The sequence below is a fragment of the Micromonospora cabrerizensis genome (assembly GCF_022230955.1).
Taxonomy (GTDB): domain Bacteria; phylum Actinomycetota; class Actinomycetes; order Mycobacteriales; family Micromonosporaceae; genus Micromonospora; species Micromonospora cabrerizensis.
Window position 1 is genome coordinate 13,999 of the sequence record NZ_JAKKFI010000004.1, and the last position, 22,902, is coordinate 36,900.

The following is a 22,902-nucleotide window of genomic DNA, read 5'->3' on the forward strand; positions in this document are numbered from 1 at the left end:
GATCAAGGAGTTGTGGTGCCCGGGCATAGCGGACACCAGGGGTGTAAGCCCCCACCACAACTCGATGATCGACGCGGCCCGGCCAAACGCGGCCCGGCCAAACGCGGCCCGGCCAAACGCGGCCCGGCCAAACGCGGCCCGGCCCGGCCTGGCGGCATTGGGCCGGGCCGGGCTTGGGCGACGGTCAGATTTGGTTCCAGCTCAGGGGGGTGCCCCGGGGGACGTCGGTGGTGAAGGTGCGGCCCAGCACCCGGTCGATCTCCACGGGGGCCAGCCCGCCGGCCGGTCGGATCGACCGCACATTGTGGACGTTCACCGGATCGCCGGCCCGCACGTCCTCGACCACGAACAGCGAACGGCGGAACCGCAGTCCCTCCCGCTCGGCCGGGGTGGGGCCGATCGCGGTGCCGCCCAGTGCCGCGTACGCGCGGCCGGACTCGGCGACCAGGGCCGTCAGCTCCGCCGGGTTCAGCGAGAAGTCCGAGTCCACGCCGCCGTCGGCCCGGTCCAGCGTGACGTGCTTCTCGATGAAGCAGGCGCCGAGCGCCACCGAGGCGACCGCCACCCCGATGCCGGGCGTGTGGTCGGACAGCCCGACCGGCACGTCGAACGCGCCGGCCAGCACCGGCAGGCGGCGCAGGTTGCTGTCGGCCGGCGGCGCCGGGTAGGACGCGGTGCAGGCCAGCAGGACGATGCCCGCCGCGCCACCATCACGGGCGGTGCGTACGGCGGCGTCGATCTCGGCGACCGTCGCCATGCCCGTGGAGATCACCATCGGCTTGCCGGTGCTGGCCACGAGCCGGATCAGCGGCAGGTCGACCAGCTCCGACGACGCGATCTTGTACGCGGGGACGTCCAGTGACTCCAGCAGCTCCACGGCGGTCGCGTCGAACGGTGACGAGAAGACGGTCAGCCCGCGCTCCCGCGCCCGCTCGAAGATCGGGGCGTGCCACTCGTACGGGGTGTGCGCCCGCTCGTAGAGGCGGTACAGGTTCTCCCCGCCCCACAGCTCGTGCCCGCTGGAGATCCGGAACGCCGGGGTGTCGACGTCGATGGTGATGGTGTCCGGCCGGTACGTCTGGAGCTTCAGCGCGTGCGCACCACTCTCGGCCACCGCGTCGACGATGGCCAGCGCCCGGTTCAGATCGCCGTTGTGGTTGCCGGACATCTCGGCGACCACGAACGGTCGCTCCCCGGCCCCGACCGCGTGCGGTCCGATTGTGATTGTCGCCGTCATTCCGACCTCTGCTCAGGGATGCCCGCACCGGGGTGCGGTGGTGCTGTCGTCGTCCGACCGGTGGGCGGGCGACCTGGAAAACCAGGGCGCCGGAGGCCAACCCGGCCTCCGGCGTGGTGTGCGGTGGGTGCGGTCACGGCCGGCGGCTCCCGGCGAGCGCGTCGCGCCGACCGGTGGCCACGGCGAGCCCTGCGTCGCCCGTTGTCGTGGTGCCCGTACCCCGGCCCGGGTCGTCGTCGGCGGCGACCGGGCCGGCGCCGCTGTCGACGCCACCCGCCGGGCCGGCGCCGCTGTCGACGCCACCGGCCGGGCCGGGTCGGCGCAGGCGACCAGCGACCCGGTGGGCCTGGCGCAGCGCCGAGTACGCCAGCCAGTCACCACGCCCGACGAGGCGGTGCTTGAGTCCGGTCACGCCCGGCGGCAGGGGGTAACCGTTGGTGGGCAGATACCGACGGTAGTGCTCGGCGGCCCGGTGGAAGAAGTCCCGCCGCAGGTGTGGGTGCAGCCGACCGTCGTTGCCCACCACCACGAGGTAGTGGTTGATCATCAGCTGGAACAGCTCGGCCTGCAACCGCTCGTCCGGGTGCTTCCGGGCGACCCAGTCCAGCAGTCGCTCGTACTGGGCGAACGCGTCGAAGTGCCGCCCGCTGCGCGTGGACGTTATCGCCCCGTGCCGGCCCTGCCGGTACAGGTAGCAGACCCGGTCCAGCACGGAGATCTTCTCGGCGCCGATCAGCAGGGGGTGACTGAACGGGATGTCCTCGTACCAGCCGGGAAAGAACCGCAGCTCCAGTTGGTCCAGGAAGTCCCGGCGGACCACCTTGTTCCAGGCGGTGTGCTGCACCCGCAACAGCTGCGGTTGGTCGTCCAGGCGGTTGACGCCGGGGATCGCGCGCAGCAGGTGGCTGCTCGCGTCGACCTCCCGCCGACCGTCCTCGTGCACCCGCAGGTGGTCCAGCATCAGCACGTCCGGCTCGTGCTGGCGCAGCCGGTCCAGCACCGCCGGGATCGTGCCCGGAGGCACCCAGTCGTCACTGTCGACGAACCAGACGTACCGGCCGGTGGCGACGTCGAGCCCGGCGTTGCGGGCCAGGCCCAGACCCACGTTGCTGCTCAGGTGTACGACGCGGACGCCCTCGCGGCCGGCGGCGTAGGCGCGGAGCATGTCGCCGCAGCCGTCCGGGGAGGCGTCGTCGACGGCGATCAGCTCGACCGCGTCCGACTCGCCCGCCGGGACGTCGGCCCGGATCGACTCGAGGCACTGGTACAGGTACGCCTCGACGCCGTACACGGGCACGACGATGCTCAGCAGCGGTGCATGCGTCGGCTCTTTGACCACGCTCGCCACCTTCGGCGACCAGGGTGGCCGGCCCCGGAACCCGGCGTGGCCGCCGGTGGTGGAGTCTCTGAACTCCCGCCCGACGGAAGGTTAACGACGGCCGGCCGACGCCTGCCGAAGGCAGGGGGATGACGGGTGGGACACGTCCGGTTCACCCGGGAGTGACCCGGTAGGGTGCCTCGGTGCGGCCCTGCTGGGCCGTCGCGGGCGTCGCCGTCGCGCCGTCCGACGCCGCGCCGAGGAGGATTCGAACGTGCTGGTGACCCTGCCGAGCCTCGGGATCCCGGCATGACGAGCGCTCCCGCGGTGTCGGCGGACCGGCCAGCCCTCGCGTCAGCCCGGCTGCCCTCGCTGACCGGGCTGCGCTGGATCGCCGCGTTACTGGTCTTCGGCTTCCACGCCGGCACGATGCGGATCATCGCCGAGCCGGACTACAAGGCGGTGGTCGACGCGCTGTTCACCCTCGGCCTGTCCGGGGTGCAGTTCTTCTTCATCCTCAGCGGTTTCGTGCTGGTCTGGTCGGCCCGGGACGGCGACTCCCGGCGCACCTTCTGGCGGCGACGGATCGCCAAGATCTACCCCAACCACCTGGTGCTGTTCGGGGCGACACTGCTGGTCGCCTGGTGGTTCACCGACCCGGTCCTGCCGGCGGCCGCGCTGGAGAACCTGTTGCTGTTGCAGGCCTGGGATCCCCGGCCCGGCTGGTTCTACAGCATCAACACGGTGAGCTGGTCGCTGTCCTGCGAGTTCTTCTTCTACCTGTGCCTGCCGCTGGCCCTGCCCCTGCTGCGCCGGGCCCGGCCGAGGTTGCTCTGGGTGCTGATCGTCGCGCTGCCACTGCTGATCCTCGCGCTCTGGCCGGCCCAGCAACTGGTGCCGGAGGTGAGCCGGTGGTGGTTCACCCAGATCTTCCCGCCGGTGCGGTCACTGGAGTTCTGGTTGGGCGCGGTGGCGGCCGAGTTGATGCGCCGGGGTCTGTGGCGCGGCCCGGGGCTGACCGCCGCCTCCCTGATCTTCCTGGGCACCTGGGTGGCAGCCACCCAGTGGATCCGTGCGGAGTTGTGGACCACCCTGCTGGCGGTCGCGTACCTGTTGGTGATCACCGCCGCCGCGGACGCGGACGTGCGGGACAGGCGGTCGCCGTGGCGGTCCCGGCCGCTGGTCTGGCTCGGAGAGGTCTCCTTCGCCTTCTACCTGGTCCACGTGCTGGTGATGACGAGTGTGCTGCGCTGGAGCGGTGACTGGGGGACCGGGTTCCCGGGGTGGCGCGGCCCGGTCGTGGTGCTCGGCTTCCTGGTGGCGAACCTGGTCCTCGCCGGGCTGCTGCACCGCTACGTCGAGACCCCGATGATGCGTCGGCTCGCGCCGCGCCGTCCGGCCCGACCGGCGCCCGTCCCCCGACAACGCACTGCCGGATCCGACGCCGCCGGCCCGCAGCCCGTGGCCGCCGGCCCGCAGGCAGAGGCCGCCGGCCCGCAGCCCGTGGCCGCCGGCCCACAGGCAGACGCCGCCGGGCCACAGGCCGAGGCCGCCGGCGAGGGTGACCAGAGCGGCGGTCGATCACCGTACGTCGACTCGCGCTGACACCGTCCACCCTGCTCAGCGGGGGTTCGGCGCGGCGAAAGCCGACACGCCCGTGGTCGGTGCGCACGGGTCGGCACGGCGGTAGCGTGGAAACGTGCTTCCGGTCGCGATCACCTGTCCGCTGTGGTGGGTGGCGCGCTGGGCGACGCGGGTGCTGACCAGCCTCGCCGTCGTCGCGGCCCTGGCGCTTGGCGCGGGCCCGATCTCGGCCGCTGTGCCACCTCCGTTCGCCCTCGGTGCACTTCCGGCGTCCTGCCCGTTCAGCTCCTCGGCGGGTGCCGCGCACGCGGCCCAGGCGGTCCCCGAGGGGGCCGTCGAGGAGTCATCGGCCGCCTGGTCCGACGACGCTCAGCCCGCGCCGCCCGGCGGCCGGGGCGCCATCGCCACCGGCGCGCTGCCGGTGCGCGCGGCCGGGCCTGACCGACTGCCCCTCACCGACGGCCCGAGCAGCCGGGCACCACGGGCCCCACCCGGGCGCTGAGCCACCGGGACGAGCGTCCCGCTGCCGCGCCTGTCGACCCATCCGCACCGCCCCACCGACCCGTGCTCCGCCGTGGCCAGGTGGCCGGTGCCGCTCCCCATCGCGCTGCTCTCTCCCCGAGGTGCCGACCATGAAGACCGCAGTCTTCTACCAGTTCGTGACCGAGGTGCCGCAGGCCGCCGCCATCTGGTCGACCCTGTTCCTGCTGACCCTGGGTCTGCTCGCCCTGCTGGTCGCCCGGCCCGAGCGCGACCGGCTGCCGGACGATCCGCTTCCCGCGGCGCCCACCGCTCGGGAGGTGGCCGCCGCCGAGGCCGTCGACCTGCACCGGTACGCCGAGGAGGTGGCCGTCGCGGCGGCCGGTGCGACCAGGACCGCACAGCGGCGACGTGTTGCCTGGCTGACCGCTCAGGAGGAGATGGAGCGGGCCTGGGGCGGGTACGACGAGGCGGACGCCGCCGCCCGTCGCTTCGCGGGTGCCGGGGCGCTGCCCACCCCGTACACCCCCCGCACCCCCGCCGAGTACGCCGCCCGGGAACGCTATCTGCACCGGGCGGCGATGGCGGCGTACTGGCGGGGTGACCTGACCATGGCGCAGCTCGGTGACGTGTTCGCGCACCGGCGCGGCTGGGATCCGTGCCGGCACCCGGTCGAGCAGGAGGTGCTGCTCAGCCGGGTGATCCGGGACGCGCGACGGGCCGACTACCAGGCTGCCGCCCAACGGGAGCGGGCCGCGTGGCGGGACGCGGAACTGGCCGCCGAGTCGGCGCGGGCCCTCACCGCGGAGGCGTACGCGGCGGCGGCCCGGCTGCGACCGGCCCCGCTGCCCGCTCGACGGGCGGCGTCCGGGGTGTTCCGACCCGCCGTCGCGGCACGGTGGCGCCCGGTCCGGGCGAGTTGAGCCCGATCCGTGACGTGAGCCGGGTCACGCCGCACTCGAATCGGTCGTCCGGCACGATCGGCCCGATTGTTCCCGGGATTGTGGCCGCATTCTCGGCGACCTGTCCGGTTGTCGCCCGTTGGCGTCACCGTAACCGCTTGTCCCATCGAGTCACGTCATCGGCAATACGCGCAGAAATTGCCGCGTGAATTCGGGTTTACGCAGGTGAACCTGGCTTGGCAGGGTGTGGACGGGCCAGTAGTGTCGTCCCGTCCGGTGCGGTAACCGATCGCAAGAGGCGACGCCGCGCCGACCCGCTCAATCGTGATGAACGAACCGGGGACCCATCAGTAAGTCCGGGGTGAATCCGCGAGCCACGGCCCGCGGTAGGGCGATCTTCCCGCCCGAATCCGTCAGCTAACCCGGTAGGCGGTGTCGGAAGGAGTTCCATCCTCGTGCAGCACCTTTCCACCCCTCGGTTGTTCCTTCGCCTCCACGGCGTAGCGGTGCCCCCGCTCATCCGTCCAGTGACGGTGAGCTGACCCCCCGGGTCATCGCCTAACCGCCCGGCCTCGCCCGGGCGTTCCCCTGAGCGGTTCACCATTCGCGGACCATCGTCCGCGCGCTGGCGCCTGCCCGGATGCCGGTCCGGCCCCCGGTGTGCCGCTCACCCCCCGATCCGTGGAGGACCCCGTGAAGCACACCCTGAAGCGTCAGCTCCGCCGCCTCGCCACCGAGCGTCCGTACCAGATCGTCGCCGCGTCCGCCGCGGCCCTCGCGATCGCCACCACCACCGGCGCCCTGCTCACCACCGCCGACGACGCCCCGGCCGGCCAGCGCACCGCGACCACGGTCGCCGAGATGCGCAGCGACGTCGCCGCCTCCCGCGACGAGGTGCGTGAGGCGTCGCCGTCGGCCAGCGCCGCCGCGACCAGCGCCGCCCCGGCCACCACCGCCGCGTCGCCCGCGGCCAAGGCCAGCAGCAACCCGGACCTGACGCGTAAGCCGGAGCGGCCGAAGCCGCCCGCGACGAAGGTGCTCGACTACGACTACGAGGCGCAGAACACGTACTACAACTGCGGTCCGGCAGCCACCCGTAACGCGCTCAGCGCCGCCGGGATCGACCGCACCCAGGCTGAGCTCGGCGCCGAGCTGGGCACCACCGAGATGGGCACCAACTCGGCCCTGGACACCACCCGGGTGCTCAACGCCGAGGTGAAGGGTTCCCCGTACCGGACCCGGATGTTCGCCGGCGCGCCCAGCCCGGCCCAGATGGACCGGCTCCAGGCCGACGTCGTCGCGGCCATCACCGACGGCCGTGGCGTGGTCGCCAACGTCGTCGGCGACGCCACCGACACCGACGGCAGCTGGCACTCCTACGGTGGCGGGCACTACATCGCCGTCGTGGGTTACAAGGACAACGGCCGCACCGTGCGGATCGCCGACTCGGCGAACCCGGCCGACCCGTCGTACTGGATCACCACGATCGACCTGGCCAACTGGATCGCCAGCCGGGGCTACTCCGCCTGACCCAGGCACGCTGGACCGCCGCGGGCGCCGTCTCCCACAAGGAGCCGGCGCCCGTGGCGTCTTCGTCCGTGCCGCCGGCCGGCTGCGCGGTCAGGCCGGCTGTGCACTTAGGCCGGCTGTGCGCTCAGTACGCGATGAAGCCGTACAGCGCTAGGTGGTTCGACCTCGTCCCGCCGACCGTGTGGTCGATCGTGGACGGTTGCACGCTGCCGTTCAGGAAGAGGTAGTCGATCTTGCTGGAACCGTTGGTGGCCTCGGAGCCGTAGCCGGTCATGCCGTAGCCGCTCAACGTGCCGGCCCCGATGCCCGTACGGTTCGCGTCGATGCCCACGACACGGATCGTGGAGGCGTTCAGCAGGCTGGTCGCGTCCGCGCCGAGGTGGATGCCGGTGTTGGCGATGCCCCGGTCGCCGTCGCCGGCGCAGGCGTTCTGCCGGTTCTCCTGGGGCAGGTGCATGGTCGCGGCGAACACGCTCGTGCCGGTCGCCTTGATGGTGAACCGGGCCGCGATGGCGCTGGTCCGCTTCCACTTGTGGAAGTCGGTGCTGTCCGGGTCGCTGTTCGGCGGCTTGTACAGCGTGCACCCGGCGCCGTTGGCGTACGCCGTGCCCGGCTTGAGCCAGCCCGCGCTCCAGTACTTCGAGACGTCGCCGCTGGCCAGGCTCAGCGTCCGCTTGTTCCAGATGATGCCGTTGGTCTGCTTCTTCTTGAGGTCACCGAGCGCCTGAGAGCTGCACCTGTGCGTGCTGCCCCACGGCTCCGGGTCGCTCCACGCCACGATCGCCCCGTAGCTGCCCGCCGGGTAGCCGAACTTCGCCGACAACTGGTCGGCGTACGCCTCGGCCTGGCCGGTGCCGCGGACCTGTTGCACGATCAGGATGTCGGGCGCGACCACGCCGCTGGTGCCGGTGCGACCGGCGTCGTCGACCAGGATCGAGCTCAGGTGGTCCGGCCCGGAGATGCGGGTGCAACTGCCGTCGGAGTTGTTCACCACCAGGTTCTCGATGTTGTTGTTGTAGACCCGCAGGACCCGGTCGGCCGCCACGATCGACTCGGCGCCGCTCGGGGCTGCGCCGAGCGCGGGGGCGCTCAGGGTCGTGCCGAGCGCGACGACCGCCAGGGCCGCGACAAGTGCGGACCGATGCCTCGTGAGCACGGTGGACTCCTCTCCGCGACGGAATCGACAGGTGTCGCTCCTCGTCCAGGCGCCGAACTCTACAGTGGATCTTCACGTTGCGGGGGTGGCGCGAATGACGGCTCTCGTACCGGGCGGTGAACCGTGGGAGACTGCCGCCGTGGTGGATGAATCGGGTGGTCACGCCGGCCGTGGGCCGGTCCTGCTGCTGCTGCACGGCATGGGGGCGACCGGCGACGTGTGGCTGCCCTGGGCGTCGCACCTCGAGCGGCACTGGCCCGGGCGGTGGCTGGCACCGGATCTGGCCGGCCACGGCTGGGCGCCGCCGCTGCCGTCGTACTCCTTCGCCGGCCTCGCCCAGCGGATCGCGCAGGCCCTCGCGCCCGACGACCGGCTCGTCGTGCTCGGGCACTCGCTGGGCGGGGTGGTCGGCCTCGCGATGGCCGCCAGCGCCGCCGGGACGCCGGTGGACGCGGTGGTCGGGCTGGGCATCAAGGCGGTCTGGTCACCGGTGGAGCTGACCCGCGCCGCCGAACTGGCCGACCGGCCGGTGAGCTGGTTCGCCACCCGCGCCGAGGCGGCCCGCCGCCACCTGCGCGTCTCCGGGCTCGCCGGCCTCGTTCCGCCGGACCACCCGGTGGTGGACGCCGGTCTTCGTCAGGTCGACGGCCGGTGGCGCCTCGCCATGGACCCGGCCGCGTTCGCCGTGGGCGAGCCCGACCTGGCCGCGCTGCTTGCGGCCACCGACGTGCCGGTGGTGCTGGCGCGCGGCGAGCACGACCCGATGGTCACCGACGAACAGCTCAAGGAGTACGGCGTACCGGTCGCCACACTGCCCGGCCTCGGGCACAACGCGCACGTGGAGGACCCGGCGGCCGTCCTGGCGCTGCTGGACGCGTACCGCTGACCGGTCAGACCCGTGCGGGCGTGGCCAGGTCCTCCACCGGCTCCAGCTCCCGGCGGGCCGCGCTCAGGAATGCCTCGGCGTACGACTCGGCCGGGAAGTCACCCAGGTAGCGGCGGCGGGTGGCCCAGCGCTCCGCGGCCAGCGGGTCGGTGTCCAGCAGTGCGGTCAGCACCGCGTCCACGTTGGACATGTCCTGCCGCAGCACGTAGCCCGAACCGGCCAGTGGGAACCGCTCGGTGAACCGGTCGCCCGCGTCACCCATGTCGGTCACCGCGTACGGCTTGCCGGAGTAGAGGTAGTCCGAGATCACCCCGGACACGTCGGAGACCAGTGCGTCGGAGGCGTTGACGCACTCGGTCAGGCTCAGCTCCCGGGCCGCCGCGCCGAACACGTGCGGGCGGCCGGTGCGGGCCCGGTCGGCGGCCAGCAACTCGGTCAGTCGGCCCACCTGTCGCGCCGACGCCGGGTTCTGCGCCGTGTACGGGTGGGCCCGCAGGATCACTGTCGCGCCGCGGGCCAGCAGGCGGCGCAGCAGCTCCTCGGCCACCGGCAGCGAGCAGTAGTCGGCGTCGGCGTGGTGCCCGGTCCAGGTGGGGGTGTAGAGCACCGTCGGGTTCGCCAACCCCCGCGCCGGCTCTGCGCGTACCTCGATCGACTCCACCTGTGGGCGGCCGACCACCACGAACTTGTCCGCGGGGATCTGCACGCCGGCGCGGGCGTACCGGTCGATGGCGGCCGGCCCGGCCACGAAGATCCGGTCGAAGATCCCCGACACCGGGTTGGCGCTCGGTGCCTTGTCGCTGTCGCCGTGGTGCAACTGCACGTGGGTGAGCTGGGTGAACCGGATGCAGTGGCTGTTCTTCGCGCCGTGGTTGACGTAGAACGCCGCCCGCAGGCTCGGCACCAGCGCCTCGTCCATGGCCCGCAGGGTGGGGCAGTAGACCACCGGCGCGTCGGTGGCCGCGGCGATCGGGGCCAGGAACTCCGGCTCCCGCAGCACGACCAGGAACGGCCGGCCGATCCGTTGCAGGTACGGCAGCCACATGGTGACCTGGTATTCCGAGCCGGGCGGCGCGGAGAAGTAGAGCAGGAACTCCGGTTGGTGCCGGCGCAGCGCCCGGCCCACCGCCCCACCTCCGGCGCTCGGCCGGAACCGCCGCCGGGCCAGGTCCAGTGCGACCGCACCGGTGCCCGCGCCGACCAGCAGGCTGCCGGCCAGCGCCACCCAGGCGGGAAGGGCGAGCGCGGCAGCGAGTGCCAGGGCGGTGAGCAGCGCGAGCAGGGCGCTGCCGAGCCGGTCGGCGAGGAGCGGCGTCCAGGCGCGCACCGGCAGGTTCGCCGACCGGATCTCCAGGTTGCCGGCCGTCCGCAGGGGCCCCACCAGCAGCACCAGCCCCAGCAGGACCAGTGCGGTGGCGACCAGCGCGAGGTCCAGCCCGTCGTCCAGCCGCCGCGAGTAGCCCACCAGGACCGCGGCGGCGATCAGCGTCGTCTCCGCGACGAGGTCAGCGCTGGGGCGGATGCGCTGCTCGGCGGCCGAGGCGACCACTGCGGCGACGGCCAGCGCCAGGCCCCAGCCGGTGGCGCCGGTGAGCGCCAACACGACAAAGGCCAGCACGGCCAGCCCTGTGCTCAGGCACCGGGCAGCCAGCTTTCGGACCAGGTCGCCGCGCATGTCGCTCCGTTCGTGGTTCCGCAGCCGTGGGCGTCAGTTCGCCGACGCCGCGCCGGCCGGCACCTCGACGGGACCCGGCCCGGACTGGGCCGGCACGGTCGGCGTCGGCCCGTCGCCAGGTGCTCGGCGTACGTCGATCACCTGGCCGGTCAGGTCGGAGACCAGCACGTCCAGCGACGACTGGGCGACGGCCTCCGCGGCGAGCAGGGTGTGCTCCGGCTCCTCGCCGAAGGCCCGCGTCCGCATCGGGGTGGCGGTCCGCTCCGGGTTGATGCAGTTGACGCGTACGCCGACGTCGGCCCACTCGTCGGACAGCGCCTGGGTCAGGTTGACCAGGGCGGCCTTGGTGGCCGAGTAGAGCGCGTAGCGGGCCCGCCCCCGGGTGTAGGAGCTGGAGGTGTAGAGCAGCAGCTGGCCCTTGGTCTGCTGGAGGTAGGGCAGTGCCTGCCGGGCGATGGTCACCGGGCCGACGAAGTTGACCTGGAGCAGTCGGTCCATGGTCTCCTCGTCCATCTCGGCGAGGGCGCCCTTCTCCAGGATTCCGGCGGTGACCACCACGTGGTCGATCCGGCCGGTGGCCTCGAAGGCGGTCGTCAGCGCGGCCTCGACGTCCTCGGCGCGCTCCACGTGGGTGCCGGTGGTGGAACGGCTGAACGGGAAGACCTGGGCGCCGTAGCGCCGGGCCAGCTCGGTCAGCTCGTGGCCGATGCCGTAGCTGCCGCCGAACACCACGATGGTGCGGCCGGTCAGCTCCTCGCTGTAGCTGCGGTGGTCGGTCAGCCGGGGTGCCTGCGCGGCGGCGAGCTGGAAGAGCTTGTCCGCCAGGTGCACGTCGACGGGGTGGGTGACCTTGATGTTCTCGTCGGAGCCGTCGATCACCTTGATCGGGGTGCCGGGCAGGTAGCGCAGCACCACACCGCAGTCGTCGGTGGCGGCGAAGTTCGGGTCACCCTCGGCGATCCGGTACGCCTCACGGATGGTGGGGGAGCGGAACGCCTGCGGGGTCTGCCCACGGCGCAGCCGCGAGCGCACCGGGATGTCGGTGATGCAGTCGTTGTCGTCCACCTGGATGATCGTGTCCGCGGACGGGATGGCCACGTCCACGGCGTCGTAGGTCCACAGCGCGTTGACGCACTCGCGCACGATCCGCCCGCTGAGCAGTGGGCGCACCGCGTCGTGGAAGAGGATGTTGCAGTCCGCCGGGCCGACCGCGTCGAGCGCGATCCGGGTGGTGGCGTTGCGGGTGTCACCACCCTCGATCACCTTGGTGACCTTGCGCAGGCCGGCCTTCTCGACGATCTGCTGGGCGTCGTCGACGTGACCGGACGCCATCAGCACGATGATCTCGTCGATCTCCGGTGCCGCCTCGAAGACCGCCAGGGTGTGCTCGATGATCGGCTTGCCGGCGATCTTCAGCAGTTGCTTCGGGATGCCGAGGCCCAGGCGGGTCCCGGTGCCTCCGGCCAGAACCACGGCCACCGTCCGCGAGGGGCGCCACGGCGTCGGGGTCTCCGCTTCGGCGTCCGGGCCAGTGGTCTGGTCCTGCGTCATTGCCGGATCCTCACTCTCAGGGATGCGTTAACGGAAGGTTCCGCCCGAGCGGCGACGGAATGAACCTTAACGCGCGGACCGCGCCGCCCCAACGCGGGCGACGCGGTCCATGGCGCCGTGTCGATGCTGGTGTTCGCCGGACCTCTACTTGCTGTTCGCGTACGCCTCGTAGGCCCGGATGACCTCGTCGGTGGGCCCGTCCATCCGCAGGACGCCCGATTCCAGCCAGATCGTCCGCTCGCAGGTGTCGCGGACGGAGGACAGCTGGTGGCTGACCAGGAACACCGTGCCCGCGCCCTCACGCAACTCGCGCACCCGCTGCTCACTGCGCTTGCGGAAGCCCTTGTCACCGGTGGCGAGCGCCTCGTCGATCAGCAGCACGTCGTGCTTCTTGGCGGCGGCGATGGAGAACCGCAGCCGGGCCGCCATGCCGGAGGAGTACGTCCGCATGGGCAGGCTGGCGAAGTCGCCCCGCTCGTTGATCCCGGAGAAGTCGATGATCCCCGCGGCCTGCTTGGCCACGTCGTCGGGGTCCATGCCCATGGCCAGGCACCCGAGGGTGACGTTGCGCTCGCCGGAGAGGTCGTTGAGCAGGGCGGCGTTCACGCCCAGCAGCGACGGTTGCCCCTGGGTGTAGATCGCGCCCCGGTTGACCGGCAGCAGGCCGGCGATGGCCCGCAGGATGGTGGACTTGCCGGAGCCGTTGCTGCCGATCAGCCCGATCGCCTCGCCCCGGTACGCGGTGAAGGAGATTCCCTTGACCGCGTGCACCTCCCGGATGTTCGGGGCGTTGGTGCGCTTGACCAACCGGCGCAGTGCGGCCACCGGCGTGGTGCCACCGCCGGCGCCCTGGTGCACCCGGTAGATGATGTGCGCGTCGTCCACGACCACGGTCGGGATGCGCTCCTGCGTCGACGTCATCGTCGCGCTCGCCTCGATGTTGGCGTCGAACTGCTCAGCCAGCTCAGCCACGGCCGTACTCCTGTTCCCCGCGCCAGAAGTAGAGGAAGCCGCCCAGGCCGGCGAGCAGCGCCCACCCGCCGCCGACCAGCCAGAGCTGGGTCAGCGACTCGTTGAGCAGCGGTGCTTCCTCCATCAGGGTGTACCGCGCAAGCTCGATGTAGACCAGGAGCGGGTTGTACTGCACCAGCGTCGTGGCCCAGCTCGGCAGCCGCTCGAAGAGGCTGACGCTGTAGAGGACGCCGGAGCCGTACATCCAGGTGCGCAGGATGAACGGCATGACCTGCTTCAGGTCGGTCGACTTCGAGCCCAGCCGGGCCACCACCAGCACGACGCCGGCGTTGAACACCGCCTGGAGGAGCAGGGCCGGCACCAGCAGCAGCCACTCCAGGGTGAGCGGCTCGCCGGTGACCAGCACGATGCCGATCAACACCACCATCGACGCCAGCAGTTGCTGGAACTGCGTCAGCGTCGTGGACAGCGGCAGGCTGGCCCGGGGGAAGTGCAGTGCCCGGATCAGCCCCAGGTTGCTGCTGATCGCCTGGGTGCCGGCCAGGACGGCGCTCTGGGTGAAGTTGAAGATGAACAGCCCGGTGGTGAGGTAGGCGATGTAGTTCGGCATGTCGTTCTGTGCCAGCACCACACCGAAGATCAGGTAGTAGACCGCCGCGTTGGTCAGCGGGGTGAGCACCTGCCAGAGCTGACCCAGCTTGGCGTTGCTGTACGAGGCGACCAGCTTGGCGTTGGCGTAGGCGGCGATGAAGTGCCGGTAGGCCCATAGTCGGCGGCTGTACTCGACGACGCTGGGGCGCTCACCGGCGACCCGTAGCCCGTGCCGAGCGGCCAGCTGCGCCTGGGTCAGGCCCGTGTCGGGGTCGACCAGCGCGGTGGTGGCCATGGAAATGGCGCTCCGATCTTTCGTGCAGACGGGGTTGCTCGCGACGATGGGATCCTAGTGGGAGATGTGCGCGGGGCGCCGCCTCGTCGCTGCGTGGACAGTAGTCCGAAACACGTCGGGACGCAACCGTATCGTCGTTGCGCTACCCTGGTCCGCGTGACCTGCGATAAGAGCCCTCGATGACCACCGAGAAGAGGCGGGCCCCGGCCGGAGCGGCGGTGCTGCGCGACGAGATCACCACGGCGATCCGGCGCGCGCTGATGCAGGAGCTCGCCGCCGTCGGCTACGGCCGGCTCTCCATCGAGGCGGTGGCCCGCCGGGCCGGCGTCAGCAAGACGGCGATCTACCGGCGGTGGAACTCGAAGCTCGACCTGGTGCTGGAGATCGTCGCCGCGGCGGCACACCGTAAGTTGCCGGCACTGGACACCGGCACCCTGCGCGGTGATCTCGCCCTGCTCTTCCAGGCCGTGGCGCACGCGCTGCGTCACCCGCTGGCGTCGCAGATCATCCCGGACCTGCTGGCCGAGGCCGCCCGCAACCCCAGCATCGACGAGACCCTGCGTCAGGTGGTGTACGCCCGCCAACAGGAGATCGGCGGTCGGCTGGTCACCCGCGCGGTGCAGCGCGGCGAGCTGCCCTCCGACACCGACCCGGACGCCGCGATCGACCTCATCGTCGGCCCGCTCTACTGGCGGCTCGCCATCGCCCGGCTCCCGCTCACCGACACCTACCTCGACAACCTGGTCGAATCCGTGGCCGCCGGGCTCGGCGCCGACAGTGCCCTGCCCCGCCCTCGGGCGGCCCCGATCTCGGGCTGACCAGGCGCCCGACACTCGGCCGCCCGCAGCAGCGGTCCGTCTGTCCGATTCCGCTAGGCTGCCCCCTTGATACCCGGCTGTCATCGATCAGACATCCGCTTTTCGCCTCCCCGAATCCACCGCCGGACGACAAGGACGCCCCGTGACGCAAGTCGAAGACGCTGCTGTGGTTTCAGCGCCAGGTGACCAGAGGAACACCCCGAGCGCGGGTGCCCGGCCTGGTGGCAGCAGCCGGCCCGGACCGGGCCGCGGTCTGATCGGGCGGCTCAACGCCGCGGTGGCTGGTGCGCCCGTCGTGATCACCGACGCGGCGGTGGTCAGCTTCGCCATCTGGACGCTGCTCTACCACCTCAACCTCGGCCTCAACCTGCGCCCGTCGGTCATCTTCCTGGCCTGGGTCGTCCTGCAACCGGTCGCCGCGTACGTGGCCTGGAGGCTGCGCCGACGCGATGTGGTGACGCGGCGCCCCGGCGACGACGAGGCCGTGACCGAGCGGGCCGAGACCCCGGTCGACCGCGCCTCGCTGCTGCGTCGCTACGCCCTGCCGGTCGCCGCCGCGATCGGAGCGGCGATCTTCGCCTCGTTCGGCACCGGCACGCTGAGCTGGTGGTTGGCGGCCGGGCTCGGTCTGGTCGCGGTGGTCTCCGCCTGGCTGGCGCTGCCCCGTGCCGGACGTCCCGCCGACGCCGACGCCGCGCCGGCCGTCCGGGGGACCACCCCAATGCAGGGGTACGTGGTCCTCGCCGTCTCCCTGGCCGCCGCGTTCTTCGCCACGCTGATCAACCGGGTGTCGCTCGACGACGTCTTCTACGTCGGCAAGTCGGTGTGGGTGGCCGAGCGGGACACCATTCCGTTCCGGGACTTCCTGTTCACCGAGGGCGTGCTGCCGGGTGGTTCGGCCAACCCGCCGCTGCCGTCGTTCGAGGTCTTCATCGGGGCGCTGGCCCGCGCCCTGCACATCCACACCGCGTCCGTGTTGTGGTACCTCCTCCTGCCGGTCCTCGCCGTCTTCACGGTCCTCGCCCTGTGGCGTCTCGTGCAGCGCTGGGCCCCGCGCCGCCCGCTGGTCGTGTTCGGTGTCGCGGCGGCCTACATCCTGCTCGTGGCGTACTACGCCGACGCGCTGAACACCTACCACCTGCCCCGGCTCACCCAGGGCAAGAGCGTCTTCCTGCACGCTCTGATCCCCCTCGCCTGGGTGTACCTCACGGACTACCTGGAGCACCGCTCGCGGCGGGCGCTGGTCCTGCTCACGTTGCTCTCCGTCGCCAGCGTCGGCTACACCACCACCGCCGTGTTCCTGCTGCCGCTGCTCGCCGGGGCGGCCGGCGTGGCGCTGCTGGCGACCCGCAGACTGCGGGAGGCCGTCCTGTGCTTCCTGGCCGCATCGGCCTATCCGCTGCTCTCCGGCGTGCTCGTCCAGGTGTTGCGCGGTGGCGTGGAGGAGGCCGCCGCGACGTACGCCCCGCTGCAGGAGCTGCGGACCATCTACGAGCTCACCCTGTGGCTGGGCATCCTCGGTGTCATCGGTGGGCTGGCCGTCTGGTGGTCTCCCCTCCTGCTCCGTCGGGGCGTGCCACAGCAGCTCGCCGCCGGTGCCGCGCTGGCGGTGACGGTCCTCATGGTGCCCGGAGTGTTGAAGCTCGGTGGTGACCTGAGCGGTCTGACGGCGGTGCTCTGGCGGGTGCCGTGGATCCTGCCGGTGCCGGCGCTGGTCGGTCTCCTCGCGGTCATCCGGCTGCCCAGACTGGCCCGGGTGAACCAGGTCCTCGCCGTCGCACTGCCCGTGGTCCTGGTGTTCGCCTTCTACACCCAGGGCAAGCCGATGTGGTACGGCGGTAAGGCGGTCGAGTCGAAGCCGACCTGGCGGATGCCGGAGAACCGCAAGGCCGCCTCGTTCTGGATCAAGAACCTGGACCGTCCCGCCGGCCTGGTGCTCGCCCCGTCGTCGGTCATGCGGTCGCTTCCGATGGTCACCACGGAGGTCCGCGTGGTGCTGCCGCGCGACCTGTACCTCACCGACTACGGCCCGACGACGCCGTTCGCGACGGACCGGCTGCTGCTGGCGAAGTTCGCCGACGGCGAGCCCGTCGACAGCTCCGCGGTCGCCGGGGCGATGGACCGGGTGGGCGTGGGCCTGGTCTGTGTGTGGAAGGGCAACACCGCCGTCCCCGCTGTCGCACCCACCCTGGGGCTGGAACCCTTCGCGTCGCGCAAGGCGCCGGGGGCGATGGTCTGCTACCGCGTCGGCGCCCCCGGCGGGTCCTGAGGCTGGTCGTGATGGGGAGTTTTGACCGGAATGCTGCTCGCATACCCGCTCGATACCATCGCGCCCATTCGCGTTAAGGTCGCAGTCACGTCCGCCAGCCTCGCGCTGGCGTGACGTGACGGGCGCCCACCAGGCGCTTCAGTCTCGGCTCCTGGTGGGCGCGAAGACCGAGCCCAGACCCGATACGGAAACCGTGGGGAGCGAACTCTTTGTTCGGCACGTTCTCAGCTCGCATCGGAGCGGCCGCCAGCGCCGCTCTGCTGCTGCTGGCCTACCTGGTCATGCTCGTCGCTGGCGCACTCGGCTGGATCGCCCTGTTCGCGGTCGCCGGGTCGGCCGCCGTCATCGGCGAGTTCGCCCTCGCCCGCTGGTCGCCCACCTCGCAGCTGCTGCTGGACAAGGCGGGCCTGCACTGGTCGTACCGGCAGCTGACCCGGGACCTCGCGGCCGTGCTGCTCGTCGCCGCCGAGGTGCGGCTCACCGGCGGTGAGCTGACCCTGCTGCTGGTGCTGCCGGCCGTGGTGTGGGTGGTGTCCGTCTTCGCCGGGGCGCTCTCCATCATGATCGAGCGTCGAAACCCGCTCTCCGCCATGGTGCGCAACATCGAGCTGGGCGGGCTGCGTTCCGCCCCCCAGCCGCCGGCCTGGGTGGTGGCGGTCACCGGTGACCGGATGCCGCTGCTCAACCTGCTGCTGGTGCCGGCCGCCGTGGCCGCCGCGGTGCAGCACGATCCGACGCCGTTCCTCGCCGCCGGCACGGTGGCGGTCGTGGCCACCGCCGTGGTGGGCGCCGTCCTGGCGCTGACCTGGTTCCGGGGCCGCACCGCCGGGCAGGCGCCGCTGCTGCCCGCCGTGCAGCGTTGGCTGGACTCCTACCGTCCCGAGGTCGCGCTCTACTTCGCCGGCCCGGCCAAGGACGTCTACCAGGCCAACATGTGGCTCGCCCCGACCGAGGCGCTCCAGCAGCGCGCGGTGGTGCTGATGCGCAGCCGGGAGGCGTTCCTGGAGCTGGCCGACACCCGGCTGCCGGTGATCTGCGTACCGGCCGGCGTCGACTTCATGAACCTCGACATCAGCGGCATCCGCGCCGCGCTCTACTCCGCGAACGTCGGCGCGAACATCCACATGCTCCGGGAGCCGAGCACCAAGCACGTCTTCGTGGGGCACGGCGACAGCGACAAGCAGGCCAGCGTCAACCCCTACAGCAAGGTGTACGACGAGGTCTGGGTCGCGGGGCTGGCCGGCCGGGAGCGTTACGCCCGGGCCGGTGTGGGGGTGCTCGACTCGGACATCGTCGAGATCGGTCGGCCGCAGCTCGCCGGGGTGCACACCTTCGGCGCCGAGTCGGTGGACCGGCCGTTCACCGTGCTCTACGCCCCCACCTGGGAGGGTTGGCTCGACGACGACCCGTTCCACACCTCCCTGGTGCTGATGGGTGAGCGGATCGTCAAGGGGCTGCTGGCCACGAATCCTCGGCTGCGCCTGATCTACAAGCCGCACCCGCTCACCGGGTCGCGGTCGAAGGCGGCCCGGGCCGTGCACGAGCGGGTCGTCGCGGCCATCCGCGCCGCCGGAGGCGACCCGGACGCGTCATCCCTGGACGGCACCGAGCACCTCGTGGTCACCGGTCGTACGCCGGGGTTGTTCGACTGCTTCAACCAGACCGACCTGCTGATCAGCGACGTGTCCAGCGTGGTCTCCGACTTCGTGCAGAGCCAGCGGCCGTACGTGGTGGCCAACCCGGCCGGCCTGTCGGAGGACGACTTCCGCCGTGAGTACCCGACGGCCCGCGCCGCCTTCCTGCTCTCCAAGGACTGCGGTGAGCTGGAGAAGATCGTGTCGGTGACCCGGGCCGGCGACGACCCGATGACCGAGGCCCGCCGGGAGCTGAAGACCTACCTGCTCGGCCCCGCCGAGGCGAACCCGATGGACCGGTTCCAGGAGGAGATCGACCGCCTCTGCCGTTGAGCCGTACGCATGGCGCTGCGCGCCCGGCCCCGACACCTGTCGGGCCGGGCGCGTCTGTGTCAGCCGGCAGAGCCGGGTCAGCCGGCAGAGCCGGGTCAGCCCAGCAGGGCGGCCACCGCGTCGGCGGCCGGGGTGTCCGCGGGCAACGCCTGCGCCGCCACCACGGCCGCGACCGGCAGCGGCCCGTACACGTGCGGGAAGAGTTGCCCACCGCGCGACGGCTCCCAGCGCAGCGTGTCGCCCAACCGCTCTTCGGCCACGCTCAGCAGGGTCAACCCGGTCGCACCGGCGAAGTGCCGTCGCGCCGTATCCACCACCTGGTCGGCGCCGGACAGGTGGATGAACCCGTCCTGCCGGTCCACGGCGGAGCCGGCAAGGGCACCGGCGGCGAGGGCATCGTCCCATTCCGTGTTCGACAGCAGTTTGTAGATCACCTCGGCAGCGTACGGCGGTCCGGTCTCCGTGCTGGTCCGGTTTTCGCCGGTACCGCCGCGCCCGTCGCCCCCCGCCGGGCATGCTCAGGTCAAGGGCCGCGGAGGGGATGGGCGATGCAGAGCTACGACGACGACTGGACCGACAGCCAGCGTGCGCTGTACGACGAGTGCTACCGCGCGGGCGGCGAGTGGGCCGAGGACCCGGACACCCCGTCCGACGACGTCCAGCACGTGATCAACCTGGCCGAGGCGGACGACGACGCCTTCCAGGATGCCGAGATCGACTATCCGCCCCTGGTCGACGCGGTGACCCAGGCCAGCGGCGTCAACGTCACCAGCGTGCCGGCCAGCCACGAGGACCCGGGCTTTCGCGGCTTCACCGACGGCGTCCGGGACGCCACCGCCGACGACACCTTCGGCCTGTAGCGGCCGGTAGCTGGCACATCGCGGCATCCGGCCTCCCGTTCCGCGCACGCTTCTGCCACCATTCGCAGAACGGCGCTGCGACGAAACGGGGGCACGGGTGCGGATCCTGCTGGTGGAGGACGACCGCCGGGTCGCCGCTGCGCTCTCCTCCGCCCTGACCCGCCGCGGCTACGAGGTCGAGCACGCGGGCACGGTCGCCGCCGCCCTCTCCGCCGCCCCGTGCGACCTGGTGCTGCTCGACCTGACCCTGCCCGACGGGGACGGCACCGACCTGTGCCGGGAGCTGCGTCGGCGCAGCAGCCAGCTCGGCATCATCGCGGTGACCGCGCGGGGCGAGGAACGCGATCGGGTGCTGGGTCTGCGCCTCGGCGCGGACGACTACGTCGTCAAGCCGTTCTCGATGGTGGAGTTGCAGGCCCGGATCGAGGCGGTGCTGCGCCGGGCCGCGAACGCCGCGCCGCAGCGGCACCTCATCGAGGCCGGGTCGGTGCGCATCGACGTGCCCGCCCGGACGGTGACCGTCGACGGTCGTGCCGTCACGTTGACCCGCAAGGAGTTCGACGTGCTGCTCTCGCTGGCCCGCCAGCCCGGGGTGGCGGTGCCGCGCGACCGCATCCTGCTCGACGCCTGGGGCACCACCTGGGCTGACCGGCACACGGTCGAGGTGCACGTCGGGTCGCTGCGCGGCAAGCTCGGTGACGCCCGTCTGGTGGAGACCGTGCGCGGTGTCGGCTACCGACTGCGTGACGCGTGAGGGGCTGATGTGCGCCGCCGTCTGGTGATCAGCTATCTGCTGCTGATGGTGCTGGTCCTCATCGCGTTGGAGACACCGCTGGCCGCGACCATGGCCAGCCGCGAGACCGAGCGGGTCCGCGCCGACCGGCTCGCCGACGCCACCCGGTTCGCCTCGCTGGCCGGGCCGGCGTTACGCGACGGCGGGCCGGGCCCGATCGAGTCGGAGCTGACCAGCTACGACAACCTGTACGCGATCGGCGTCGCGATCGTCGACCGGGACCGCAGCACCCCGGTCTCGTCGCCGGGGTACCGGCCCGGCCCGATGACCGCGACCGTCCTGGACATCGCGCTGTCCGGGCAGCAGACCAGCGCCCCCGAGTCGGTCTGGCCCTGGACGACCGACCCGGTGGCGGTGGCGGTGCCGATCAACGACGGCGGTGAGGTGCTCGGCGCGGTGGTGATCGTGACCCCGTCCGGCCCGATCCGCCGAGCTGTCGCCTCATGGTGGCTGCTGCTCGCCCTGGCGGGTCTGCTCGTCGTGCTGGCCTGCGTGCTCACCGCGTTCGGGTTGGCCGGTTGGGTGCTGCGCCCGGTCACCGAGCTGGACGCGGTCACCCACGAGATCGCCGAGGGCGACCGGGGCGCCCGGGTGCAGCACCGCCTGGGCCCGCCGGAGCTACGTCGTCTCGCGGCCAGCTTCAACCACATGGCCGACGTGGTGTCCGACGTGATGGACCGGCAGCGCGCCTTCGTCGCGCACGCCAGCCACCAACTGCGCAATCCGCTCACCGCGCTGCGGCTGCGGGTGGAGGAGCTGGGGCCCAGCCTCACCGACCCGGACGGCCGCTCCGAGCACCAGTTGGCCCTGGAGGAGACCGACCGGCTGGCGTTGGTGCTCGACGCGCTGCTCACCCTCGCCCGGGCCGAACGGGAGGAGAACGAGCGGGTCACCGTGGACGCCGCCGCGGTGGCCGCGTCCCGGGTGGCCGCGTGGGCCCCGCTGGCCCGGCACCGCTCGGTCGCGTTGCGGCTGGCCACCACCGACGCCCCGGCGTACGCCCGGACGGTGCCGACCGCCGTCGACCAGGCGCTGGACGCGCTGATCGACAACGCGGTGAAGTTCAGCGGGGCGGGCGGGGCGGTGACGGTGACGGTGGCCCGCCGCGACGACGGGGTGGCCCTGGAGGTGCGCGACTCCGGCCCGGGCATGACCGAGAGTCAGCTCGGCCAGGCGACCGAGCGGTTCTGGCGGGCCCCGGACGCGCAGAACGTGGACGGTGCGGGGCTGGGCCTGACCATCGCCGCGGTGCTGGTGGACGCGTCCGACGGGCGGCTCACCATGCGCCCGGGGGAGTCGCGCGGGCTGGTCGCCGCCCTGTGGTTCCCGGCGCCGGAGGCCCCGCCGGAGCCGGCGACGGAGGAGGCTCCCGACCTTCGGCCCGCCCCGGTGCGGTGACGCTCGCCGTCAGGGTTTGGCCGCGCGGTACCAGGCGGCGGCCCCCGGGTGCAGCGGCAGCGGCGCGGTGACGATCGCCGAGCGGGGGCTCATCCGGCCCGCCGCCGGGTGCGCGGCGGCCAGTTCGGCCCGACGCTCCATCAACAGCCGGGTCACCTCCCGGACCAACCGTTCCGGCAGGTTGGCCCGCACGATCAGGTAGTTCGGGTCGGCCACCGTGGTCACCGCGTCCACCCCGTACACCGAGCGGGGGATGTCCCGGGAGACGTAGACCTGCCCGTAGCGGGAACGCAGCGGTTCGGTCCACTCGCTGAGGTCGACGATCCGGGTGGCGCTGCGCCAGGCCAGCTCCTCGATGCCCCGCACCGGCAGCCCGCCGGAGAAGAAGAACGCGTCGATCCGCCCGGAACGCAGCGCCGCCACGGAGTCGTCCAACCCGAGCCGCTCCCGGCGTACCTCGTCGCCGCCGAGGCGGGCGACCTCCAGCAGCCGGGTCGCGGTGATCTCGGTGCCCGAGCCGGACGCGCCGACGGAGACGCGGCGGCCCCGCAGGTCGGCGACCGTGCGGACCGGGCCGCCGCCGGTGGTGACCAGGTGCAGCTGGTCGGCGGAGCCCCGCC

At 72.3% G+C, this 22,902-nt stretch carries 20 protein-coding genes and 1 riboswitch; of the genes, 11 read left to right on the forward strand and 9 right to left on the reverse strand.

Features of this window, described 5'->3' with window-relative positions:
* Positions 1 to 184: 184 nt before the first annotated feature.
* Positions 185 to 1,237, reverse strand: a complete 1,053-nt coding sequence (pseI, locus tag LADH09A_RS00865) for a pseudaminic acid synthase (protein WP_238642806.1) — start codon at positions 1,235 to 1,237, stop codon at positions 185 to 187.
* Positions 1,238 to 1,370: 133 nt separating this feature from the next.
* Positions 1,371 to 2,576 (reverse strand): glycosyltransferase family 2 protein, encoded by a 1,206-nt coding sequence (locus LADH09A_RS00870; RefSeq protein ID WP_238642807.1) that lies wholly within the window; start codon positions 2,574 to 2,576, stop codon positions 1,371 to 1,373.
* Between the two features lie 288 nt (positions 2,577 to 2,864).
* Here LADH09A_RS00870 and LADH09A_RS00875 point away from each other — a divergent pair, with 288 nt between their 5' ends.
* From LADH09A_RS00875 to LADH09A_RS00890, 4 genes are all read left to right on the forward strand, one after another.
* Positions 2,865 to 4,160 carry an acyltransferase family protein gene (locus tag LADH09A_RS00875; RefSeq protein WP_238642808.1) on the forward strand — a complete coding sequence of 432 codons (1,296 nt, stop codon included), beginning with the start codon at positions 2,865 to 2,867 and terminating at the stop codon, positions 4,158 to 4,160.
* 94 nt (positions 4,161 to 4,254) lie between these two features.
* Entirely contained in the window at positions 4,255 to 4,641 is a 387-nt protein-coding gene (locus LADH09A_RS00880; RefSeq protein WP_238642809.1) for a hypothetical protein, read from the forward strand.
* 130 nt (positions 4,642 to 4,771) lie between these two features.
* Entirely contained in the window at positions 4,772 to 5,542 is a 771-nt protein-coding gene (locus LADH09A_RS00885) for a hypothetical protein (RefSeq protein ID WP_238642810.1), read from the forward strand.
* A gap of 284 nt (positions 5,543 to 5,826) precedes the next feature.
* A riboswitch (cyclic di-AMP (ydaO/yuaA leader) is annotated at positions 5,827 to 5,968 on the forward strand.
* 234 nt (positions 5,969 to 6,202) lie between these two features.
* A complete protein-coding gene (locus LADH09A_RS00890) occupies positions 6,203 to 7,051 on the forward strand; it encodes a C39 family peptidase (protein WP_238642811.1) in 849 nt (282 codons plus the stop codon).
* Between the two features lie 124 nt (positions 7,052 to 7,175).
* On the opposite strand, the gene LADH09A_RS00895 is transcribed toward LADH09A_RS00890, so the two are convergent.
* Positions 7,176 to 8,207 (reverse strand): hypothetical protein, encoded by a 1,032-nt coding sequence (locus LADH09A_RS00895; RefSeq protein WP_238642812.1) that lies wholly within the window; start codon positions 8,205 to 8,207, stop codon positions 7,176 to 7,178.
* A gap of 94 nt (positions 8,208 to 8,301) precedes the next feature.
* Here LADH09A_RS00895 and LADH09A_RS00900 point away from each other — a divergent pair, with 94 nt between their 5' ends.
* The gene (locus tag LADH09A_RS00900) at positions 8,302 to 9,093 is read left to right on the forward strand and encodes an alpha/beta fold hydrolase (RefSeq protein ID WP_274528776.1); all 792 of its coding nucleotides are present in this window, start codon (positions 8,302 to 8,304) and stop codon (positions 9,091 to 9,093) included.
* A gap of 4 nt (positions 9,094 to 9,097) precedes the next feature.
* Here the strand turns inward: LADH09A_RS00900 and LADH09A_RS00905 are convergent, their stop codons facing one another.
* The 4 genes from LADH09A_RS00905 to LADH09A_RS00920 form a co-directional block, all read right to left on the reverse strand.
* Complete coding sequence (locus tag LADH09A_RS00905; RefSeq protein WP_238642813.1) at positions 9,098 to 10,768, reverse strand: CDP-glycerol glycerophosphotransferase family protein; 1,671 nt, start codon at positions 10,766 to 10,768, stop codon at positions 9,098 to 9,100.
* Between the two features lie 33 nt (positions 10,769 to 10,801).
* Complete coding sequence (locus tag LADH09A_RS00910) at positions 10,802 to 12,319, reverse strand: bifunctional cytidylyltransferase/SDR family oxidoreductase (protein ID WP_238642814.1); 1,518 nt, start codon at positions 12,317 to 12,319, stop codon at positions 10,802 to 10,804.
* Positions 12,320 to 12,463: 144 nt separating this feature from the next.
* Complete coding sequence (locus tag LADH09A_RS00915) at positions 12,464 to 13,240, reverse strand: ABC transporter ATP-binding protein (RefSeq protein ID WP_238642825.1); 777 nt, start codon at positions 13,238 to 13,240, stop codon at positions 12,464 to 12,466.
* Between the two features lie 43 nt (positions 13,241 to 13,283).
* Complete coding sequence (locus LADH09A_RS00920) at positions 13,284 to 14,177, reverse strand: ABC transporter permease (RefSeq protein WP_238642815.1); 894 nt, start codon at positions 14,175 to 14,177, stop codon at positions 13,284 to 13,286.
* Positions 14,178 to 14,356: 179 nt separating this feature from the next.
* Here LADH09A_RS00920 and LADH09A_RS00925 point away from each other — a divergent pair, with 179 nt between their 5' ends.
* The 3 genes from LADH09A_RS00925 to LADH09A_RS00935 all read left to right on the forward strand — a co-directional run bounded on the left by LADH09A_RS00925 (position 14,357) and on the right by LADH09A_RS00935 (position 19,231).
* The gene (locus LADH09A_RS00925) at positions 14,357 to 14,995 is read left to right on the forward strand and encodes a TetR/AcrR family transcriptional regulator (RefSeq protein ID WP_238642816.1); all 639 of its coding nucleotides are present in this window, start codon (positions 14,357 to 14,359) and stop codon (positions 14,993 to 14,995) included.
* A gap of 295 nt (positions 14,996 to 15,290) precedes the next feature.
* Positions 15,291 to 17,264, forward strand: coding sequence for a DUF6077 domain-containing protein (locus tag LADH09A_RS00930; RefSeq protein WP_238642817.1), 1,974 nt, complete (start codon positions 15,291 to 15,293; stop codon positions 17,262 to 17,264).
* Positions 17,265 to 17,473: 209 nt separating this feature from the next.
* On the forward strand, positions 17,474 to 19,231 hold the full coding sequence (locus LADH09A_RS00935; RefSeq protein ID WP_372492199.1) for a CDP-glycerol glycerophosphotransferase family protein: 1,758 nt from the start codon (positions 17,474 to 17,476) through the stop codon (positions 19,229 to 19,231).
* 95 nt (positions 19,232 to 19,326) lie between these two features.
* Here LADH09A_RS00935 and LADH09A_RS00940 read toward each other — a convergent pair whose 3' ends face one another.
* Entirely contained in the window at positions 19,327 to 19,665 is a 339-nt protein-coding gene (locus tag LADH09A_RS00940; RefSeq protein WP_238642818.1) for a DUF952 domain-containing protein, read from the reverse strand.
* Between the two features lie 114 nt (positions 19,666 to 19,779).
* On the opposite strand from LADH09A_RS00940, the gene LADH09A_RS00945 reads away from it, so the two are divergent.
* From LADH09A_RS00945 to LADH09A_RS00955, 3 genes are all read left to right on the forward strand, one after another.
* Positions 19,780 to 20,091, forward strand: a complete 312-nt coding sequence (locus LADH09A_RS00945) for a hypothetical protein (RefSeq protein WP_204944301.1) — start codon at positions 19,780 to 19,782, stop codon at positions 20,089 to 20,091.
* A gap of 97 nt (positions 20,092 to 20,188) precedes the next feature.
* A complete protein-coding gene (locus LADH09A_RS00950) occupies positions 20,189 to 20,845 on the forward strand; it encodes a response regulator transcription factor (RefSeq protein ID WP_238642819.1) in 657 nt (218 codons plus the stop codon).
* Positions 20,846 to 20,854: 9 nt separating this feature from the next.
* Positions 20,855 to 22,282 carry a sensor histidine kinase gene (locus LADH09A_RS00955; RefSeq protein WP_238642820.1) on the forward strand — a complete coding sequence of 476 codons (1,428 nt, stop codon included), beginning with the start codon at positions 20,855 to 20,857 and terminating at the stop codon, positions 22,280 to 22,282.
* Positions 22,283 to 22,291: 9 nt separating this feature from the next.
* Here LADH09A_RS00955 and LADH09A_RS00960 read toward each other — a convergent pair.
* Positions 22,292 to 22,902, reverse strand: a 611-nt coding sequence (locus tag LADH09A_RS00960) for a TAXI family TRAP transporter solute-binding subunit (RefSeq protein WP_238642821.1), incomplete at its 5' end; no start/stop codon positions are given.